We start from the raw sequence: 16,989 nt of genomic DNA on the forward strand, positions 1-16,989 counted from the left end.
ATTTACCTCAATGCTTGGAGCTCTTTCAATATTGCCTCTCGAAAACCTTCCTGACGCCGAATTTCCGTCAGCAAAAATGCTTCTTGTGTTCCAAATTGCGAGGATTTCTTGCCCTCTTCTCGAGCAATCGCGTCGCGCTCCCTAACAGCCTTAAGTTCATTCTGGACCGATGTTAGCTTAGTCTCGATCTGACCCAAACTTGCCTCAAGTTCGGTCTTCCTTCGCAATGACTGAGCTTCCTGAATCACCTTTCCTTCGGACATCAAAGCTTCGATCTCAGTGGGATCACGTGTCAACAAGCTATCGTCAACCATTGCTTCACGAGTTCCATCTGTAATTAATTTCCGTCCATTACCCTCACCAATCGCTCTTACCCGGGCGCCCTTTTTAATCATACCCGGCAGGGGTTGAGGCTTGGCAGCAGTGCTCTCACGCAATAAAAATTCATTAGGGGGAAGTGCAAAGGTAGCTTTGTCGATGACTCCCCTGCCTTCCTCGGAAACACCTGCTCCACCTCCTTCTGGCGGACTGAGTCGATTTGCAAAATCTCCAGCTCTGGCCTCGACAAACCTGAGGGCACGGGCCGTGATGTTTTTGGCTGTTTCGGGTTCGCGAATACACCAAACGATGGGTAAGGCTAGCAATACGAGAAATAACAGCTTCTTCACAACGTTCCCATACAAAAGCTTTATCCCTTTTGTCCAGCTAAAGTTCATCAAAAAATCATCGACTCACTCGGAAATCCTGAACGTTCGCTCTCCGACGCCAGAATCAAAAGAAATCGGGATTGTCGAATTCAACTTTTTTTGACGCCAACCACTAATCTTCACTTGTCCACCAGTTGCTCAATGGCATCGGCAATTCGTTCAGCCGCGTTGGCACAGGAGATTTGTTGTGCAGCCTGACTCATCCTCTGGCTCTTTGCCGAATCGTTGAGAATTTCTCCAACAACTGCTGCTAATTTTTCCGGAGACAGTTCAAGTTCCGAAACCAATATGCCCGCCCCCGCTTTGTCAAAGATGGCGGCGTTTTTGGTTTGATGATCGTCTGCTGCGGTTGGGTAAGGCACCAGCAAACTAGGAACACCAAAATAGGCCAATTCAGCCAAAGTCGAAGCGCCTGAACGCGCCACGGCCATGTCGGCCACTCGATAAGCCAGCTCCATCCGATGACAAAACGCAGCGATATGTGAACGCAACTTGATCTCTTTGGTTTGATAAGCATCACAAACTTCCTGATAATCCCCTGGACCCGTGATGTGTAACAATTGCACCCCCAATGCATCGAGCTGATCCAATGAATGGGTCACCGCGTTGTTGACACCCCGAGCTCCCTGGCTCCCACCAATGATCAAGAGCGTTTTCAGGTTCGGATTCAATCCGAAAAATGCATAAGGATCTTCTTTGTTATCGTTCGCCGCCTGCCGGAGAGCACTGCGCACCGGAGTGCCCGTCACTTGAGTCGCCAGATGTTTGGGGAAGTAAGCCGCCGCCTCGCCAAATCCCAGCAGGATTTCGTCACAGTATCGTGAGGTCAACCGGTTCGCCTTGCCTGGAATCGCGTTGGAATCGTGGATCAGAGTCTTCACCTTGCACTGGCGACCGGCAAGGATTGGAGCAAACGATGTGAAGCCTCCCATCCCGAGCACAACGCGAATATTTTCCTTCTTAATCATCGCTTTGCACTGGCGAAGACCTTTCCAGACGCCCATCAAAAACTTTGGCATTTTGGGCGACAGCGGACTCGGCATGGCCAAATACGGAAGCTTCTCAAAACGCAATTCCGGATGCGCACTCGCTGCGAGGGCGTCGATCTTCTTTTCACTAATCAACAAGGTCACCGTATGTCGCCGCGCTCGCAATACCTCACCCACCGCGATGCCGGGATAAAGATGTCCACCCGTGCCGCCACAGGCGATCAAAACATGAAGACGAAATTGATTAGAGCGAGCCATGGCTGTGAGAAGCAGTTGACATACGACGGCGCCTGGTGAGCGGCAAGTCATTCTTCCGACCGGGCATTCCATGTCGATGGATGTTCACCAAAATCCCGATTCCGATCATTGCAAACAACAAACTCGACCCCCCCTTGCTCACAAAAGGCAAAGGCAATCCCTTGTTGGGCAGCAGTGCCGTGGTCACCCCCATGTTCATCAGTGCCTCCAGCGCCATGATGAGCGTGATTCCGAAGGCCAGCAGTTTCCCAAACCGATCCTGCGCCCGCTGCGCAATGTTGAAACCTGCGACCAGGATGGTGACAAACAGCAACACCACGAAAATGGCACCTCCGAAACCCAACTCCTCACCGACCATTGGAAAAATAAAGTCAGTATGGGCCTCGGGCAATCCCATCATCTTCTGACGACCGTTGCCCAATCCAACCCCATCTACACCCCCGCTTCCAAAAGCAATCATCGCCCGCCACTGCTGAAGACCAAGCCCATCCTTAAATTTCTCAAGGTCCATGAAGGCCATGATCCTTTCCACCCGGTTGGGCATCAATTTGACGACCCCATACAATCCCGCCAGCAATGTCGCTCCCACTGGCACCAGATAGATCCAACGGGTGCCCGCCACGAACATCATTCCCCCGCCCAATGCGCCGATCAACACCGCTGAACCAAGATCAACCTCCATGCCTACCAGCAGCAAAGGCACCACCACCACCACCCCCGGAATCAGAAATCCTGGAAGAAACTCCCGAGTCAGGGGAGCGTGCCGCGCAAACCATCCTGCCAGCACAATGACACAGGCGAGCTTCGCCATCTCCGATGGTTGAAACTGCAACATCGGCAAACCCAGCGAGCTAAGCCCGATCCAACGCGATGCACCATTCACCTCAACCCCAACGTAAGGAACAAAACACAACACCAGGGTGATCAAGGTGACCCCGAAAATCCACCAGCGGAATCGAAACAAAAAGCCATAAGGCAGCCAAGCAAAAAAAACGGCGGCAAAAAGCGACACCACCACCCACATTCCCTGTTGCCACAACATGGTGTAGGCTGCCCCACCCTTTTCTTGAACAAAGAAGCTGGTGCTCGCCAGCATGACAATGCCCAGCAAGACCAGCAGACAAACGCTGGAAATGAGAAGGTAGACACTCGCTCGGTTCATGAGGTGATCATGATCACAAGTCCCGGTTCCATCCAAAGAACCAGGAACTTATTTTGCCGGCAACTTCAACACGGTTCCTTTGCGCAATTTCCCAGGATCGGTGAACCCATTGAGCTTCATCAACTCATTCACATTCACATCATGTTTGCGAGCGATCCCGTAAAAGGTTTCCCCGTTCTGAACTTGATGAGAACGACTTGAACTCGCCACAGGTTTTGCCACCGCTGGTTTTGCAGGTGCATCCAGTTTCGGCGCAGCCTTGACCGGAACCGCCGCAGGAACCGGTTTGGCTTTTGCCACTTCCAGCCTTGGTTCGGCAGGTTTGTCCAGAGCTTTCGCAGCAACCGGCGCAGGGGCAGGCTCGACCAACTTCGAAGCTGAATTCTCCTCAGCCTTGGGAGCCATCATCACCGCAGGCGCTGCCGCACTGACGGTTCCGCCTCCCAGGCGCGGCACCAGCAATTTTCTGCCCACATACAAGGCTCCGTTTTCATTCAGGTTGTTCAACGCGGAGATCTGCTCCGTGGTTGCTCCAGTGGCTTCGGCGATGCTCTGCAGATTCTGTCCAGGCGTTACGATGTATTCGACCGTTTCCACGACTGCATTTGCATCCGTCTGACCAGCGGGGATTTCTGAACGCGGTGTTACCGAGGCATCCACCGCTATCGATTCAACCGACGGAATAACAGGCTGATCTTGCGTCGCGACATTGCTCCCCGGCTTTTCCGCAATGATGTTATACAGCACCACGGCGCCAATCAGGAACACGTGCAGCAACAGCAAAAAGGTAAAGATGCGACTGAGATTGCCGCTGCCATCCTGGATGTCGACATTGTCCGGCTCACCTTCAATGGCGGACACACGATGACGCCGCACTGGCCCCGTGCGGGGCGCTGCCGCTGGGGTATCTGGTCGTGGAATTTCGCTTTTCATGGTTTTGTTTTGGGTGGGGTTGGGATTGGAGATTCAGTCAGTCTCATCACTGCGTCGCAAAAAACGTTGCCGCGTTCAACATAGCTGCTGAACATGTCGAACGAGGAGGTGCCTGGCGAAAAAACAATGTCTTGATCAAGCGCCGCCATCTCCGTGGCCACTTGAACCGATTCAGGAACCGAAACCGCCTTGCGACAAGGCACCAAGGAAGAGAACTGATCGAACAGCTTGTCCGCAATTTCACCGATTAACACCAGCCCCGCCACCTTGGCGTGCAGCAAGCCGGCGAGCGGCGAATAATCGAGTCCTTTTTCCTTGCCGCCAATGATCAACACCACTGGCTCATCCTGAGACCGCAGACAAGTCTCCAACGCATGCAAGTTGGTGGCCTTCGAATCATTGATGTAACGTCGGCCATTCACGATGCGCACCAACTCACACCGGTGCCTCGCTGCCGCATATCCATTCAAGGCATCCAGCATCGCCGGCACTTCAAGCCCCATGCTCAAGCCCGCCGCCAGGGCCGACATTTGATTCTCAATGTTATGCCGTTCTTTCAATGGGAAATCATTGACGCTGGCGATGACCTCTCCATTCAGCCAAACGTCCGTTCCCTTTAATTGGAAATCTGAATCCGCACCTTCATCCGTGCTGAAAGTCACCACCTTCGGCACCAAATCGCCCAGCCGTTCGCCCTTGCGCACAATGGCCACATCGTCCGCCGTCATGTTGTCAAAGATATGTCGTTTCGCGACAAAGTAAGTGTCCTCATCCGGATAACGATCCAAGTGATCCGCCGCGAAATTCAGCCACAACGCCACTTGGGGATGGAAATCAACGATCGTCTCCAACTGAAATGAACTTACCTCAAGCGTCAGCACATCATATGGCTCTTCACTGAGCGCAACCTCGCTCAACGCAAGTCCATAATTGCCGCAGGCAATGGTGCGTTTGCCACAGCCTTCAAAGATCCGTTCCAACAACTCGGTCGTCGTGGTCTTGCCATTGGTGCCGGTGATGGCGACCACCGGAATGTGTCGCAACTCCCGCCACGCAAATTCCATCTCACCAATCAAAGGCACACCGCCATCGGTGAAGATCTTCGGCAAAGGCCACCCCGCATCGAGACCGGGGCTGATCACAACCATCGAGAATCGAATCTCTCCACATGCATGGCGCGCTTCGTCCAACCCAATTTTTAAGCTGATCCCTTCGCTCTCGAAACTCTTCACCGCCTTCTGCAAAGACGCCGGATCACCATCATCAAACACCACCACCTCCGCACCGAGACGACGCGCCAGTCGAGCCGCGCCAAGACCGCTTCGGCCGGCGCCAAGAATGGCGTAGTGATGTCCGCTCAGTTTTTTCACATCAACGAATTTTTAAAGAGGCAAGGCCGATGAAGGCCATGATCAACGACAACATCCAAAAACGCACCACCACCTGGCTCTCCGGCCAGCCGCCCAGCTCGAAGTGATGGTGAATCGGCGACATCCGGAAAATGCGCTTGCCGGTTAGTTTAAAACTGATCACCTGCATGATCACTGATCCAGCCTCCATCACAAACACCCCGCCAACCACGACAAGCAAGAGCTCCTGTTTGCTGCCAATTGCCAGCGTCGCAATCGCCCCGCCAATGGCCAGCGAACCGGTATCTCCCATGAACATTTTTGCAGGCTGACAGTTGAACCACAAAAATCCAAAACACGCTCCCACCAACCCCATCGCCACAATCGTCAGCTCGTCCGCATAAGGAAAATACGGAATGATCAAAAACTTCGCATATTGAATGTTGCTGCCAAGATAACACAACATTGCATAAGCCAGCCCCGTGCTGATGGAACACCCGGTCGCCAGTCCATCTAGTCCGTCGGTTAAATTTACTGCATTTGACGCCCCAACGATGATCAGCGCAAAAAACGCAACCGCAAACAGGCCCATGTCGGCAATCACCGGATCCTTAAACGCCGGAAGGAAAAGGCTCCGGTAGGAAACCGGCGTGCGCGTGTCCTGGGTCACCATTCCCTTCGTCGTCGTGGTCGTCGTCGCCCCAAGAACAGCCTCAGCTCCTTGGGTCGTCTTCACAACAGTATCCACCTGTTCGGTTTTCCCCGTGACCATGGCGCCGTCGGGAATCGCATAGGCAAACAAGCTACCCGCAATGATCGCCACCACAAACTGCCATCCCAGCTTCATCCGCGCACTCACACCCTTCGAATTCTTCTTCGCCACCTTCTCGTAATCATCAAGAAATCCCAGCAACCCCAGTAGAATGGTGGTGCCCAGAACAATCCACACCGCCACATTCGCCCAGTCCACCCAAAGCAACACCGACAAACAAAAGGTCACCAGGATCAACACGCCGCCCATCGTCGGCGTCCCCGCCTTCTTGCCATGCAGATCAAACAGCTTCTGCACCTCTTCCTTGGATCGAACCGGCTGTCCCACTTTCAGGGAAATCAGCTTGCGGATCACCCAGTCGCCGAACAACAGGGAGAGCAAAAACGCCGTCAGAAACGCCCCGCCAGCACGCAGCGTGTGATAGTGCAGCACGTGAAGCGGACGGAACAGAAAACTGTCGCCGTCCATTAAAAGTCGTAGTTCGCTCAACCAGTAAATCATGATGTTTCAAAAATGCTTAGAACCTGCTCCATGCCAGCAGCACGACTCCCTTTCAACAAAACAACGTCGTCACTTTTCAACCAACCCCGCAAATAGGCAGCACACTCCCCGTGCGACGCAAAATGCTCCCGCGCCAAATCTCCCCGCACTTTCCCTGCCGCCAGGCCCATCGACTCCGCTTCATCCCCACCCACCGTGCAAAGCAAATCAATCCCCGATCCGGCCGCAAACTCCCCGATCTCGATGTGCGCACTTTCCGCATGCACCCCCAGTTCACCCATCCGTCCCAATACCGCCACCCGACGCCCAGACGAAGAAAACTCCGCCAGCGTCTTCAGACCCGCGCGCATGGAATCCGGATTCGCATTGTAGGAATCATCCAGAAAAGTAATCCCCTCCACCACCTTCACCTGCAATCGACCCTTGCTCAGCTTGACGCTTCCCAGCGCTTCTGCAATCTGCGTTGGACTCACCCCCTGATGCCACGCGCAAGCCGCCGCCAGCGCTGCATTGCCCACCATGTGCGCCCCCACCACCGGCAGCGCCACCTCCACTGTTTCCTGACCTGCAAAATCCAACAAGAATCGCGCACCCTTGGCATCCGTCCCCAATAATGTCGCCTTCACATCCCCGGTCCCCACTCCAGCCGTCAATACCTGCGCCTTGCTCCTCGCTCGCAACGAAGGCGTCATGTCATCGTTCGCATTCAAGATCACCATGCCGCCTGGGGAAATCGCCTCGACCAGCATCCCCTTTTCCTTCGCGATCCCCTCACGTGAGCCCATGTATTCAATGTGCGCAATGCCAATGTTGGTGATCACCGCGACATCAGGAGCCGCGATGTTTGCCAGCACTTCAATCTCCCCGAAATGGTTCATCCCCATCTCCACCACCACCGCTTCCGTGCCCGGCTCCATCGCCAGCAAAGTCAACGGCACGCCAATGTGATTGTTCAAATTGCCCAAGGTCGCCGCTGTCCGATACTTGCAACCAAGCAACGTGGACAACAGGTCCTTGGTGCTCGTCTTGCCATTGCTGCCCGTTACTCCGATCACCAACGGATCCAACAAGCGCCGGTAAGCCTTGGCAAGCGACTGCAATCCCACCAAAGTATCCGCCACCTTGATCAGCCCGCCCTTCCAATCTCCTTCGCCAAGGTCATCAGGCACCCGACTCACCAGCATCGCCGCCACTCCTGAAGCTGCCACTTGCGACAAAAAATCATGCGCATCAAAACGTTCACCCGCCAACGCCACAAACAAATCTCCCGGACCCGTCTTGCGTGAGTCCGTCGACACCTTCCGACACAACGACGAACCCTCCCCCTGCAGAAGTCCCCCGCCGCAAAAATCTGCCACCTGCTGTAAACTCAATTCCATCATCGCAGTCCGTCTCTCTGGTCACGAAGCTCCCGGGCCTCCAAACGTTTTTCGCCCTTGATCCTGATCTCGCGCTCCACCAAGCGCTTGGCGATCTTGCGGTCATCAAACGGATGTTTCACGCCCATGATGTCCTGATAAGGCTCATGTCCCTTGCCGGCAATCACCACAATGTCCCCGGCCTTCGCCCCCTTGATCGCAGTATGAATCGCCTCTTCGCGATCCTCAATCAACACATGGCTCGTCTTGGCAAAACCCTTCTGCGCATCCTGCATGATCAACTGCGGATCCTCCATGCGTGGATTGTCGCTCGTCAGAATGCAGACATCACTATACTCCTCCGCCGCCCGCGCCATCAATGGCCGCTTGATCCGATCCCGATTGCCACCGCAACCAAACACCGTGATCAACCGCTGCGGTTTCAGTCCTCTCGCCGATGCCAATGCATTCAACACGCCATCCGGTGTATGCGCATAATCCACAAAAACGTGGAATCCATGATTGTCCGGAGTCACCCGTTCCATCCGACCCGGCACCTGCGGAGCCTGTTGCATCGCCTTCACCGAGTCGCGGAAGTTACAACCCAAAGCATGCGCGGTCGCCAGCGCTGCCAGTGAGTTGTAAACATTGAACTGCCCGATCAAAGGAATCCGAGCCAGGAGCGATCTGCCTTTGAACTCCAATTCAAAAGTCGTGCCGGTCAGTTCATAGCGCGGGTTAACTGCCCGATAGGTTGAGTTAGCTCCCAAACCATAAGTCACCAGCCCTTCATGATTCTTGAACTTGTCCACCAGCCGGCGTCCCCAGACGTCATCCGAATTCACAATCAACTTGCCCTTCGGATTCGCTGCGGCCATGTCGAAAAGCTTCATCTTGGCAATGAAATAATCCTCCATCGTCCCATGAAAATCGAGGTGATCCTGGGTGAGATTGGTGAACACCGCCGCATCGACTTTGACCCCCGACATCCGGTGCAATTCCAACGCATGCGACGACGCCTCCATCGCCACCGCGCGACACCCATTGTCGACCATCTGCTTCAGCAAACCCTGCAATTCAGGCGCTTCCGGCGTGGTGTGCGTTGGCGTCTTCAACTCCCCACCCACATCATAAACCACCGTGCCGAGCAAACCGCAGCGGAGATGGGCATGATTCAACAAATGATGCAGCAGGAAAGCCGTTGTCGTCTTGCCATTGGTGCCGGTAATTGCCCCCACCAACAATTGTTTGGCCGGATCGCCACTTACCACCCGAGCCAGTTCCCCCATCGCAAAACGCGAGTCCCGCACATGCACCCATGGAGTGGAACCTTCTGCTGGAGGTGCCGTCTCTGCCACAATCGCCGAAGCACCCGCCTTCAAAGCCTTTTCAATAAAATCATGCCCGTCCACCTTCTCACCACGCAACGCCACGAATACCGCGCCAGGACCAGCCTTGCGGGAATCATAAATCACCGAGGTAATCTCGGTATCCAGTATGCCACTGGCCACCGGTCTATCGAGCACCGCTATCAAATCACGTAACTTCATGGTGTATCTGTATCTCCTTTTACCAAACTGCGCCCTGAAAGCGGACCCCGATGGGCCACCGCCATGGCATGCAAACTTTGCTGCATCAACTGCGAAAAAATCGGTGCGGCAAGCCTGCCCCCGGCAAGGTCTTCAGCATCCCCCTTGGGATCGTCCACGACAATGATTGCACAAAGCTGTGGATTGTCCGCTGGCGCAAAACCGGCAAACGAAACGCAATAGTGTCCCGGTTCATATCCTGGACGTCCGTCATCCCGACGACGCTGCGAAGTCCCCGTCTTCCCTGCCACGGCAAAACCTTCCACGGCTGCACGTTTGCCGGTGCCCTTTTTCGAATTCACCACCTCTTCCATCGCCCGACGCATCACCGCTGCCGCCTTTTCCGAACATACCCTATTCACCACTTCCGGTTGTAGTTGCTGAACGACTTTGCCGTCTTCATCCCTCACCTCACGCACCATCTGCGGTTTCATCAACGTTCCACCGTTTGCAATCGCACCTACCGCCATCACCATCTGCAACGGCGTCACCGTCACCGCATGACCAATCGCCATGCGCGAGAAGGTCAGTGAATCCCAATTTCGCCGACTCTGCACCAACCCACTCACCTCCCCCGTCAAACCAATGCCCGTCTTCTTCCCAAAGCCGAACCGCTGCGTGTAATCCAAAAAGCTTTCCTCGCCCAACTTGCGCGCCATCAAGTAAGCCGCGCGATTGCTCGATTGAGCGAACGCCTCTGCCGTCGTCACCTCGCCATGCACATGATCCCGCAACTTCGCCGCCTTCAATGCCGGTGAATTCGGATCAATGTTCAAGCTCTCTTCCATGTAAGTCAGCTTGCGATCAAACGCGCCAGTAAAGCCAACGATTTTGAACACCGATCCCGGCTCATACTCCGCGCCCACCGCAAGGTTCAGCATCGTGCCCTCCATCGTGTCACGCTGAAAGTGCGGACGATTCGCCATCGCCAAAATCGCGCCGGTATGGGGATCTGCAATCACCGCCACAATGCGTTTTGGAGAATGCCGCAACACCGCCTCCTCCAACACTTCCTCCACGATGTCTTGAAGATGCATGTCAATGGTCAGCCACACTTCATGACCATGCTTCGGAAGCTTGGTCTCGCCACGAAATGCCGTGATTTCACGACCGCGGCGATCACGCTCAATCCATTGAAACCCATCTTCTCCCTTGAGTGTTTTGTGCATCACCGCCTCCACCCCTTCACGCCCCACCTGCGCATCGATCCCGCTCACCGCCGAGCCCGATTGCTGGGTCGCGCTGTTATAATTCACATATCCAAGCACATGCGTCAGCCGCTCCGCACAAGGATAAAAACGCTTCACCGTTGGCCGCAACGAAACTGCCACCATGCCATTCTCCTCCAACAACGATTGCCATTTTTTGGCATCCTCCTCCGTCAATCCCTTCAACAAAGCGAACTCCGTCGCCTTTTCGCCAGAAAGCAATTTTTCCATTTCCACCATGCGTGACCCAAGATTGCCCTCATGCCCATACATCCCGCTCGCCAGCACGACTGCGACATGACGCCGATACTCTTCCAAGATTTGTTCACGGGTCATGCTCTTGCTCACCTCCCGCACCGACCTCTTCTGCAACCTTGCCAGTCGCGCCCGCACATCGTTAAAGTCACGCATCATCAACGTGCTTACCCACAAATCATGCACCAGCTTGTCATGCGCCAGCAACTCGCCTCCACTGTCACGAATCGCCCCACGCATCGAAGGCAACACCCGCTTCAGCTTCAACATGCCCTCCGACCTCGCCGCCCATTTTTCGTGTTCCACCACCTGCACCTGATGCAGCCGCCAGCCAATCGTTACAAACCCGGCCAGCAACAACACCAGCAAAACGATCATGCGTTTGCGCATGTCGCCACATTTTTCGGTGCTGGTGTCTTCAGGTGGCTTCATACGCGTTGGTCAAGGTGAAGCCCCATCATGGGTTTCTACACGCACAATATTTTCCGGCAAAATCGACTTCAACATCGTGCGGTTTTGGATCAACCGATCCGTCAAATTTTTGCGTGTCAGTGACTCCTCAATTTTCATGTCCAGACTACGCATTTTTTCCTCCAGCGACCTCATCTCCTGTTCCACAGCCGTCTGCTGACGTCCAATTGCATGGGTTTTGTTCCGCACCAAAATGTGCGTCAACCCCACTCCACCGATCATCACCACCAGCAGCAAAATCAAAATTCCTAACGCCGAACGCGGATGTCTCGCCGGTGCCGGTGCCGGAGATTTGTAGGCGCGAATTTCAGAATACTTCATGAGCCGATCCTTTCCGCCACACGAAGCCGCGCACTGCGCGACCTCGCATTGATCTTCACCTCATCCTCCGCCGCCTCCAATGGCTTGCGGGTCAACACTTTCAAACAATACTCGGGATTCCGACGCGGCTCCGGCCATTCAGGTCGATCCAGCCATTCCATCGCATAACGGAGAAACGCCCTCTTCACGATCCGGTCCTCAAGGGAATGAAACGAGATCACCGCCAGTTTCCCGCCCGGTTTCAGCCAATCCGGAGCCTCAGCCAGAAACTGCTCCAACGCCCCCAGCTCATCGTTCACTGCAATGCGCAGCGCCTGAAAAGACAGGGTCGCCGGATGCGTCTTGCCATGTCTTGGCAAGACCGAAGACAAAAACGATGCCAAATCACCCGTCGTCTCAAAAGGCTTCTCATCACGACGTTTCACCAACGCACGCGCCACACGCCGCGAATCACGCATCTCCCCATACTCCCACAAAATCCGCGCCAACTCCACCTCAGCCTCTTCATTGACCCAGTCCGCCGCACTCCGACCTTCCAATGGGTTCATGCGCATGTCTAACGGCCCATCCTGCATGAACGAAAACCCACGGGCCGCTTCATCCAATTGATGCGACGACACCCCCAAATCCACCAACATGCCATCCACCTTGTCAACGCCCGCCTCCGTCAGCACTCGGGCAAAATCGCGAAAATTCGCCTGCACCGCAGTAAAAGCCTCGCCAAATCCACTCAACCGCTGCCGCGCAAAAGCCAGCGCCTCCGCATCCTGATCCAGCGCAATCACCCGTGCGCCACTTTTGAGCATAAGCTCCGAATGCCCGCCGCCGCCCAGTGTCCCGTCCAAAAACACCATGCCTTTCGTCGGCGAAAGCTTCTCAATCACCTCACGCGGCAATACCGGCACATGATAATCCCTGCCCGCTTCAGTCAGCGGATCAGAACCTGAATCCACCGACGCAAAACGCTCCCGTGACCGCAACCCATCCCGAGTCATCCGCGCAACCTCCTCCCACGCGCCACCCAATACTGGGAGCAGCCCGGCAAAAGCCATGGGAGTTGTGGCAATGGACGACATAAAAAAGAACAAAACCGCGTCGGCAACCCACGCGCTCGATTAACAAGTCTTAACTATCAGGAGTTTCCACATTTGGCAATCGCGGAAAATACCAATTTTGTCAAAGGTGAGCCGGGCGACGAACGTCTTTGGAGGGCCAAGCTAGCGCACTTTCGGAAGTTCGGCTCCAAAAAGTCCCGCGACCAGCGTATTCTTTCATCGCCATGCGCCGCCTTCTCCTCGCCATCGTCCCCATCTTGCTGACTCCCAGCGTTCTCCTCTTCGGCGAACCCTCCTCCCCCCGCTGGCATTTCATCACCAACGAACACCTCAGAGTCGGCGTCGATCTCAACGCCGGTGCCTGCATCGGATGGATCTCGACCACCGCCGAACCCGACAAAAACCTTTTGAACACCTACGACCGCGGCCGCTACCTCCAGCAAAGCTACTACGGCGATCCCGACGGCTCCGACTGGAATGGCAAACCCTGGCGCTACAATCCCGTGCAAGGCGGCGACTGGCGCAACCAGCCCTCCGAAATTCTCAAATTCGAACCCCTCTCCCCCAACTCGCTTCAAGTCAAAACCCAGCCGCGACATTGGGCCACCGGGAAAAAACTCGAAGACGTCGTCCTCAGCCAGACAGTCACCCTGAAGGACGATCTCCTCCACGTGCAATTCGAAATCGACACCACCTCGGCAATCACCCACAAACCTTATCATCAGGAACTTCCCGCATTGTTCGTCCAACCCGAATACGACACCCTCCTTCACGCCGAAAAAACCGACGCGCCTCTCACCCGCACCCAACCGGGTCAGGCCAACACCTACATCGCCCTCCCCGAACGCTGGGTCGCTTGGACCAATCCCCATGGCCATGCCATCGCCATCCTTTCGCCAAAAAGCGATCAAGCCACCTGTTACCGCGCCCCGATCGTTCCCGGCACCCAAGCCGGATGCTCCTACGTTGCCCCCATCGCAACGCTTCCCATCACCCCGAACTTCACCTTCCAATACGAGATCTGGCTGGGAGTCGGCAAAGTGGATTCCCTGCGCGCAAAATTCCGGCTCCTCATGCAAAAGACACCGGCTCAACGGTGACTTCCCGCAAGCACATCCTGCTCCTTCAATTCCGGCTCATACGGCTCCAACGCCATGGGTTCATCATGATCCAGAAACTGCGCACACAGCCCCATCATCGCCTCCCGCGTAGTCACCCTGCGCATCGCATGCAAAAACGATCCCGTCGGCTCAATGCCCAACCCGATGAAGTTCAGATACTTCTTCATCTTTTGCACCCGATACAACTCCGCCACCGCGTCTGAAGTCACCGCTTCATACAACGCTTCGACATACCGCAACACCTCCCGGCCACTCGGCAAATACACCGACTCGCCGCCCAGATGTTCGCGAATCTGCCTAAACATCCACGGATTGCGAATCGCCCCCCGACCAATCATCAACCCCGCCGCGCCCGTCAAATCCAACACCTCCGACGCCTTCTGCGCAGAATAAACATTGCCATTCGCAATCACCGGACACGACATCACCTCCACCGCGCGCGCAATAAAATCGTAATGCACCTCACTGCGATACATCTCCTTCACCGTCCGACCATGCACCGTCAGTAAATCAATCTCATGTCGATTCAAGATCGGCAACAAATCTTCAAACACCGCCGGATCATCAAACCCGATTCGAGTCTTCACCGTCAGTTTCACCGTCACCGCCTCACGCAAAGCCCCCAGGATTCGATCCACCAACGCCAGATCACGCAACAACCCTCCCCCTGCACATTTTTTGTAAACAATCGGCGCCGGACACCCCAAGTTCAAATCGATCGCCACCGCCGACGATTGCTGCAATTCCTTCGCCGTCCGCACCAGTGAAGGCACGTCATTGCCAATCATCTGCGCCACCACCGGCCGACCCGTTGGATTCTCCACCACCGACCTCAAAATGTCTTTCTCCAATCGCGAATCGGCATGCACCCGAAAATACTCCGTCACATAAAAATCCGCCCCGCCATACCCCTGGATCAACTTCCAGAACGGCCAGTCCGTCACATCCTGCATCGGCGCAAGCGCCAGCATCGGAGCTTCCGCACCGAGCATCGAATCAAAAACCTCGCGATCATTCACCAGCCTTCACCAAAGCAAAGCTCGTCACCTCCCGCAACCCGCGCCCCACAAAAAAAGACGTTCCCCGGAATCAACCCCGGGGAACGCCTATCAAAACCACAGGAAAGCCTGTGGACGATTCAGTGCCGATCCAACATCTGGCACCTCTGCTGCCTGCATCGGCAAAGACGCTTCTGCATACGGCCCAACAGTTCATCCTGTGCGCCTTCATCAAAAACAAGGTCATACCCAAAAACCCTGCCAATCAACTGTTTCATGCGACCTTTAGCCTCATTCAAAGTGCCTTTAAGTTCCAACCAGCTCATGCTTTAAAATCGAAAGCTGCAAATTACGTGGATGTATTTTAATCGCAGAAAATCCGGCCTTGCCAGTTGCCATCCCCAACCCAACTTCCATCCTTACGCGTAATTAATCCATCAAGGTCCCCACGGAGCCAGTCCCCCGCAAACCGCCCATGCCACCCAACTCCAAAGAACTCCGCCACCCCATCAAGGTCGTCTGCCATCGCACCGGCCTCACCTCGCATGCGATCCGGGTATGGGAACGCCGCTACGGACTCATTTGCTGCCAGCGCACCGACTCCAACCGCCGCCTCTACTCCGACGACGAAATCGAACGTCTGCGCCTCCTCAAAACCCTCACCGACTGCGGCCATCGCATCAGCCAGATCTCCAAACTCGATCACGAAGAGCTCTACGCCCTCCACAAAAAAGACCTTCCGCAAAGCGCCCCCGAAGACCCACATTCCCGAATCCACAGCACGCCCGCCCAGTGCCTTGCCCGCTGCCTCGAGGCCGTCGTCGAACTCGAAGCCGCCGCCATGACCGAGCTTCTGGAGCAATCGCTCATCCGCTACGGTGCCCGCACCACTCTCATCCAGATCGTCGCCCCTCTCGTTCACGAAGTCGGCGAAGCCTGGCGCAAAGGCGAACTCCGCGTCGTCCACGAACACCTCGCCACCAATGTCGTGCGCGACTTCCTCGCCCTCAGTGTGCGCTGTTACCCCAACAACCGCAACTCCCCCGAAATCGTCATTGCCACCCCCACCGGCCAGATCCACGAAGTGGGCGCCCTTCTCGCCGCCGCCGCCGCCCGCGACCTTGGCTGGCGCGCCACCTACCTCGGCCCTTCACTCCCCGCCGAAGAAATCGCCGCCGCTGCCGCCACGCGCAAGGCACGCGCCGTCGCCCTCAGCACCGTCTATCCCGGCGACGATCCGCAGATCCCCATCGAAATCACCCGACTGCGCCAGCTCCTCCCCGCCGAAACCACCATGCTCATCGGCGGTCGCGCCGCCTTCGGTTACCACGGAGCCCTGCGCATCCCGGACGTCCATCTCGTCACAGGACTTCACGATCTCGAAAAAATCCTCGAGCGCATTCCCTCCACCGCCCCCGCTCAACCCGCTCCTGACCAGTCCACCTTCGCATGACCAAGTCAAACACCAGCATCCTCTTCGTCTGCATGGGCAACATCTGCCGATCCCCCGCCGCTGAGGGTGTCATGCTCCATCAACTCGAAAAAGCCAGCCTCAGCGATCAAGTCCGCATCGACTCCGCCGGCACCTTCGGCTTCCACGCTGGCAATCTGCCCGACAAACGCATGCGGGCCGCCGCCAGCCATCGCGGCATCACCCTCGAAAGCCGCGCCCGCGAAATTCAGCCCGCCGACTTGGAAAGCTTTGACCTCATCCTCGTCATGGACCGCGACAACCTCGCCAACGTCCGCGCCCTCGACCCTACCCAAATCCATCAGGAAAAAATCCGTCTATTCTGCGACTACTGCACCGAGCACGATCAAAAAGAAGTTCCCGATCCCTACTACGGCGGACCCGATGGCTTCGAACTCGTCCTCGATCTCCTGGAAGACGGTTGCACCGAGCTCACCCGCCGACTCCAGGCCCATCAGCCCTTGCGTTGAT

At 55.8% G+C, this 16,989-nt stretch carries 16 protein-coding genes; 4 read left to right on the forward strand and 12 right to left on the reverse strand.

Features of this window, described 5'->3' with window-relative positions; translation table 11 throughout:
* Nucleotides 1-2: 2 nt before the first annotated feature.
* The 11 genes from FEM03_RS20195 to rsmH all read right to left on the reverse strand — a co-directional run bounded on the left by FEM03_RS20195 (nucleotide 3) and on the right by rsmH (nucleotide 12,949).
* The gene (locus FEM03_RS20195; RefSeq protein ID WP_166443024.1) at nucleotides 3-716 is read right to left on the reverse strand and encodes a hypothetical protein; all 714 of its coding nucleotides are present in this window, start codon (nucleotides 714-716) and stop codon (nucleotides 3-5) included.
* 110 nt (nucleotides 717-826) lie between these two features.
* Nucleotides 827-1,954, reverse strand: coding sequence for an undecaprenyldiphospho-muramoylpentapeptide beta-N-acetylglucosaminyltransferase (gene murG / locus FEM03_RS20200; protein WP_166443025.1), 1,128 nt, complete (start codon nucleotides 1,952-1,954; stop codon nucleotides 827-829).
* The gene (locus tag FEM03_RS20205) at nucleotides 1,941-3,116 is read right to left on the reverse strand and encodes an FtsW/RodA/SpoVE family cell cycle protein (RefSeq protein ID WP_138088117.1); all 1,176 of its coding nucleotides are present in this window, start codon (nucleotides 3,114-3,116) and stop codon (nucleotides 1,941-1,943) included. Before FEM03_RS20205 ends, murG begins: the two co-directional genes overlap by 14 nt.
* Nucleotides 3,117-3,164: 48 nt before the next feature.
* Entirely contained in the window at nucleotides 3,165-3,899 is a 735-nt protein-coding gene (locus FEM03_RS20210) for a LysM peptidoglycan-binding domain-containing protein (RefSeq protein WP_166443026.1), read from the reverse strand.
* A 146-nt stretch (nucleotides 3,900-4,045) separates the two neighbouring features.
* Nucleotides 4,046-5,419 (reverse strand): UDP-N-acetylmuramoyl-L-alanine--D-glutamate ligase, encoded by a 1,374-nt coding sequence (gene murD, locus FEM03_RS20215; protein ID WP_138088119.1) that lies wholly within the window; start codon nucleotides 5,417-5,419, stop codon nucleotides 4,046-4,048.
* A 1-nt stretch (nucleotide 5,420) separates the two neighbouring features.
* Complete coding sequence (gene mraY / locus FEM03_RS20220; protein ID WP_138088120.1) at nucleotides 5,421-6,671, reverse strand: phospho-N-acetylmuramoyl-pentapeptide-transferase; 1,251 nt, start codon at nucleotides 6,669-6,671, stop codon at nucleotides 5,421-5,423.
* The gene (locus FEM03_RS20225) at nucleotides 6,668-8,053 is read right to left on the reverse strand and encodes a UDP-N-acetylmuramoyl-tripeptide--D-alanyl-D-alanine ligase (protein WP_138088121.1); all 1,386 of its coding nucleotides are present in this window, start codon (nucleotides 8,051-8,053) and stop codon (nucleotides 6,668-6,670) included. Before FEM03_RS20225 ends, mraY begins: the two co-directional genes overlap by 4 nt.
* Nucleotides 8,050-9,579, reverse strand: a complete 1,530-nt coding sequence (locus FEM03_RS20230; RefSeq protein WP_138088122.1) for a UDP-N-acetylmuramoyl-L-alanyl-D-glutamate--2,6-diaminopimelate ligase — start codon at nucleotides 9,577-9,579, stop codon at nucleotides 8,050-8,052. Before FEM03_RS20230 ends, FEM03_RS20225 begins: the two co-directional genes overlap by 4 nt.
* Nucleotides 9,576-11,513 (reverse strand): peptidoglycan D,D-transpeptidase FtsI family protein, encoded by a 1,938-nt coding sequence (locus FEM03_RS20235; RefSeq protein WP_138088123.1) that lies wholly within the window; start codon nucleotides 11,511-11,513, stop codon nucleotides 9,576-9,578. The genes FEM03_RS20230 and FEM03_RS20235 overlap by 4 nt, the downstream gene beginning before the upstream one ends.
* Nucleotides 11,514-11,522: 9 nt before the next feature.
* Nucleotides 11,523-11,873: a hypothetical protein gene (locus FEM03_RS20240; RefSeq protein ID WP_138088124.1), complete on the reverse strand. Its 351-nt coding sequence runs from the start codon at nucleotides 11,871-11,873 to the stop codon at nucleotides 11,523-11,525.
* The gene (rsmH, locus tag FEM03_RS20245; protein WP_240772854.1) at nucleotides 11,870-12,949 is read right to left on the reverse strand and encodes a 16S rRNA (cytosine(1402)-N(4))-methyltransferase RsmH; all 1,080 of its coding nucleotides are present in this window, start codon (nucleotides 12,947-12,949) and stop codon (nucleotides 11,870-11,872) included. Before rsmH ends, FEM03_RS20240 begins: the two co-directional genes overlap by 4 nt.
* 203 nt (nucleotides 12,950-13,152) lie before the next feature.
* Here rsmH and FEM03_RS20250 point away from each other — a divergent pair, with 203 nt between their 5' ends.
* Nucleotides 13,153-14,028 carry a hypothetical protein gene (locus tag FEM03_RS20250; RefSeq protein ID WP_138088125.1) on the forward strand — a complete coding sequence of 292 codons (876 nt, stop codon included), beginning with the start codon at nucleotides 13,153-13,155 and terminating at the stop codon, nucleotides 14,026-14,028.
* On the opposite strand, the gene FEM03_RS20255 is transcribed toward FEM03_RS20250, so the two are convergent.
* Nucleotides 14,019-15,041 carry a tRNA dihydrouridine synthase gene (locus FEM03_RS20255; RefSeq protein ID WP_206171088.1) on the reverse strand — a complete coding sequence of 341 codons (1,023 nt, stop codon included), beginning with the start codon at nucleotides 15,039-15,041 and terminating at the stop codon, nucleotides 14,019-14,021. The two genes, FEM03_RS20250 and FEM03_RS20255, sit on opposite strands and share 10 nt — an antisense overlap.
* 137 nt (nucleotides 15,042-15,178) lie before the next feature.
* Here FEM03_RS20255 and FEM03_RS24555 point away from each other — a divergent pair, with 137 nt between their 5' ends.
* The 3 genes from FEM03_RS24555 to FEM03_RS20270 all read left to right on the forward strand — a co-directional run bounded on the left by FEM03_RS24555 (nucleotide 15,179) and on the right by FEM03_RS20270 (nucleotide 16,988).
* On the forward strand, nucleotides 15,179-15,415 hold the full coding sequence (locus tag FEM03_RS24555; RefSeq protein WP_166443027.1) for a hypothetical protein: 237 nt from the start codon (nucleotides 15,179-15,181) through the stop codon (nucleotides 15,413-15,415).
* A gap of 107 nt (nucleotides 15,416-15,522) precedes the next feature.
* Nucleotides 15,523-16,500: a MerR family transcriptional regulator gene (locus FEM03_RS20265; RefSeq protein ID WP_138088127.1), complete on the forward strand. Its 978-nt coding sequence runs from the start codon at nucleotides 15,523-15,525 to the stop codon at nucleotides 16,498-16,500.
* The gene (locus tag FEM03_RS20270) at nucleotides 16,497-16,988 is read left to right on the forward strand and encodes a low molecular weight protein-tyrosine-phosphatase (protein ID WP_138088128.1); all 492 of its coding nucleotides are present in this window, start codon (nucleotides 16,497-16,499) and stop codon (nucleotides 16,986-16,988) included. The genes FEM03_RS20265 and FEM03_RS20270 overlap by 4 nt, the downstream gene beginning before the upstream one ends.
* Nucleotide 16,989 lies beyond the last annotated feature (1 nt).

Origin of the sequence: Phragmitibacter flavus (assembly GCF_005780165.1) — a bacterium.
Taxonomy (GTDB): domain Bacteria; phylum Verrucomicrobiota; class Verrucomicrobiia; order Verrucomicrobiales; family Verrucomicrobiaceae; genus Phragmitibacter; species Phragmitibacter flavus.

Excerpts from the sequence above, each read along its gene's own strand:
- FEM03_RS20195 (WP_166443024.1), bottom strand. The coding sequence starts at position 716 with ATGAACTTTAGCTGGACAAAAGGGATAAAGCTTTTGTATGGGAACGTT.
- murG (WP_166443025.1), bottom strand. The coding sequence starts at position 1,954 with ATGGCTCGCTCTAATCAATTTCGTCTTCATGTTTTGATCGCCTGTGGC.
- FEM03_RS20205 (WP_138088117.1), bottom strand. The coding sequence starts at position 3,116 with ATGAACCGAGCGAGTGTCTACCTTCTCATTTCCAGCGTTTGTCTGCTG.
- mraY (WP_138088120.1), bottom strand. The coding sequence starts at position 6,671 with ATGATTTACTGGTTGAGCGAACTACGACTTTTAATGGACGGCGACAGT.
- FEM03_RS20225 (WP_138088121.1), bottom strand. The coding sequence starts at position 8,053 with ATGATGGAATTGAGTTTACAGCAGGTGGCAGATTTTTGCGGCGGGGGA.
- FEM03_RS20230 (WP_138088122.1), bottom strand. The coding sequence starts at position 9,579 with ATGAAGTTACGTGATTTGATAGCGGTGCTCGATAGACCGGTGGCCAGT.
- FEM03_RS20235 (WP_138088123.1), bottom strand. The coding sequence starts at position 11,513 with ATGAAGCCACCTGAAGACACCAGCACCGAAAAATGTGGCGACATGCGC.
- FEM03_RS20240 (WP_138088124.1), bottom strand. The coding sequence starts at position 11,873 with ATGAAGTATTCTGAAATTCGCGCCTACAAATCTCCGGCACCGGCACCG.
- rsmH (WP_240772854.1), bottom strand. The coding sequence starts at position 12,949 with ATGTCGTCCATTGCCACAACTCCCATGGCTTTTGCCGGGCTGCTCCCA.
- FEM03_RS20250 (WP_138088125.1), top strand. The coding sequence starts at position 13,153 with ATGCGCCGCCTTCTCCTCGCCATCGTCCCCATCTTGCTGACTCCCAGC.
- FEM03_RS20255 (WP_206171088.1), bottom strand. The coding sequence starts at position 15,041 with ATGCTCGGTGCGGAAGCTCCGATGCTGGCGCTTGCGCCGATGCAGGAT.
- FEM03_RS20265 (WP_138088127.1), top strand. The coding sequence starts at position 15,523 with ATGCCACCCAACTCCAAAGAACTCCGCCACCCCATCAAGGTCGTCTGC.
- FEM03_RS20270 (WP_138088128.1), top strand. The coding sequence starts at position 16,497 with ATGACCAAGTCAAACACCAGCATCCTCTTCGTCTGCATGGGCAACATC.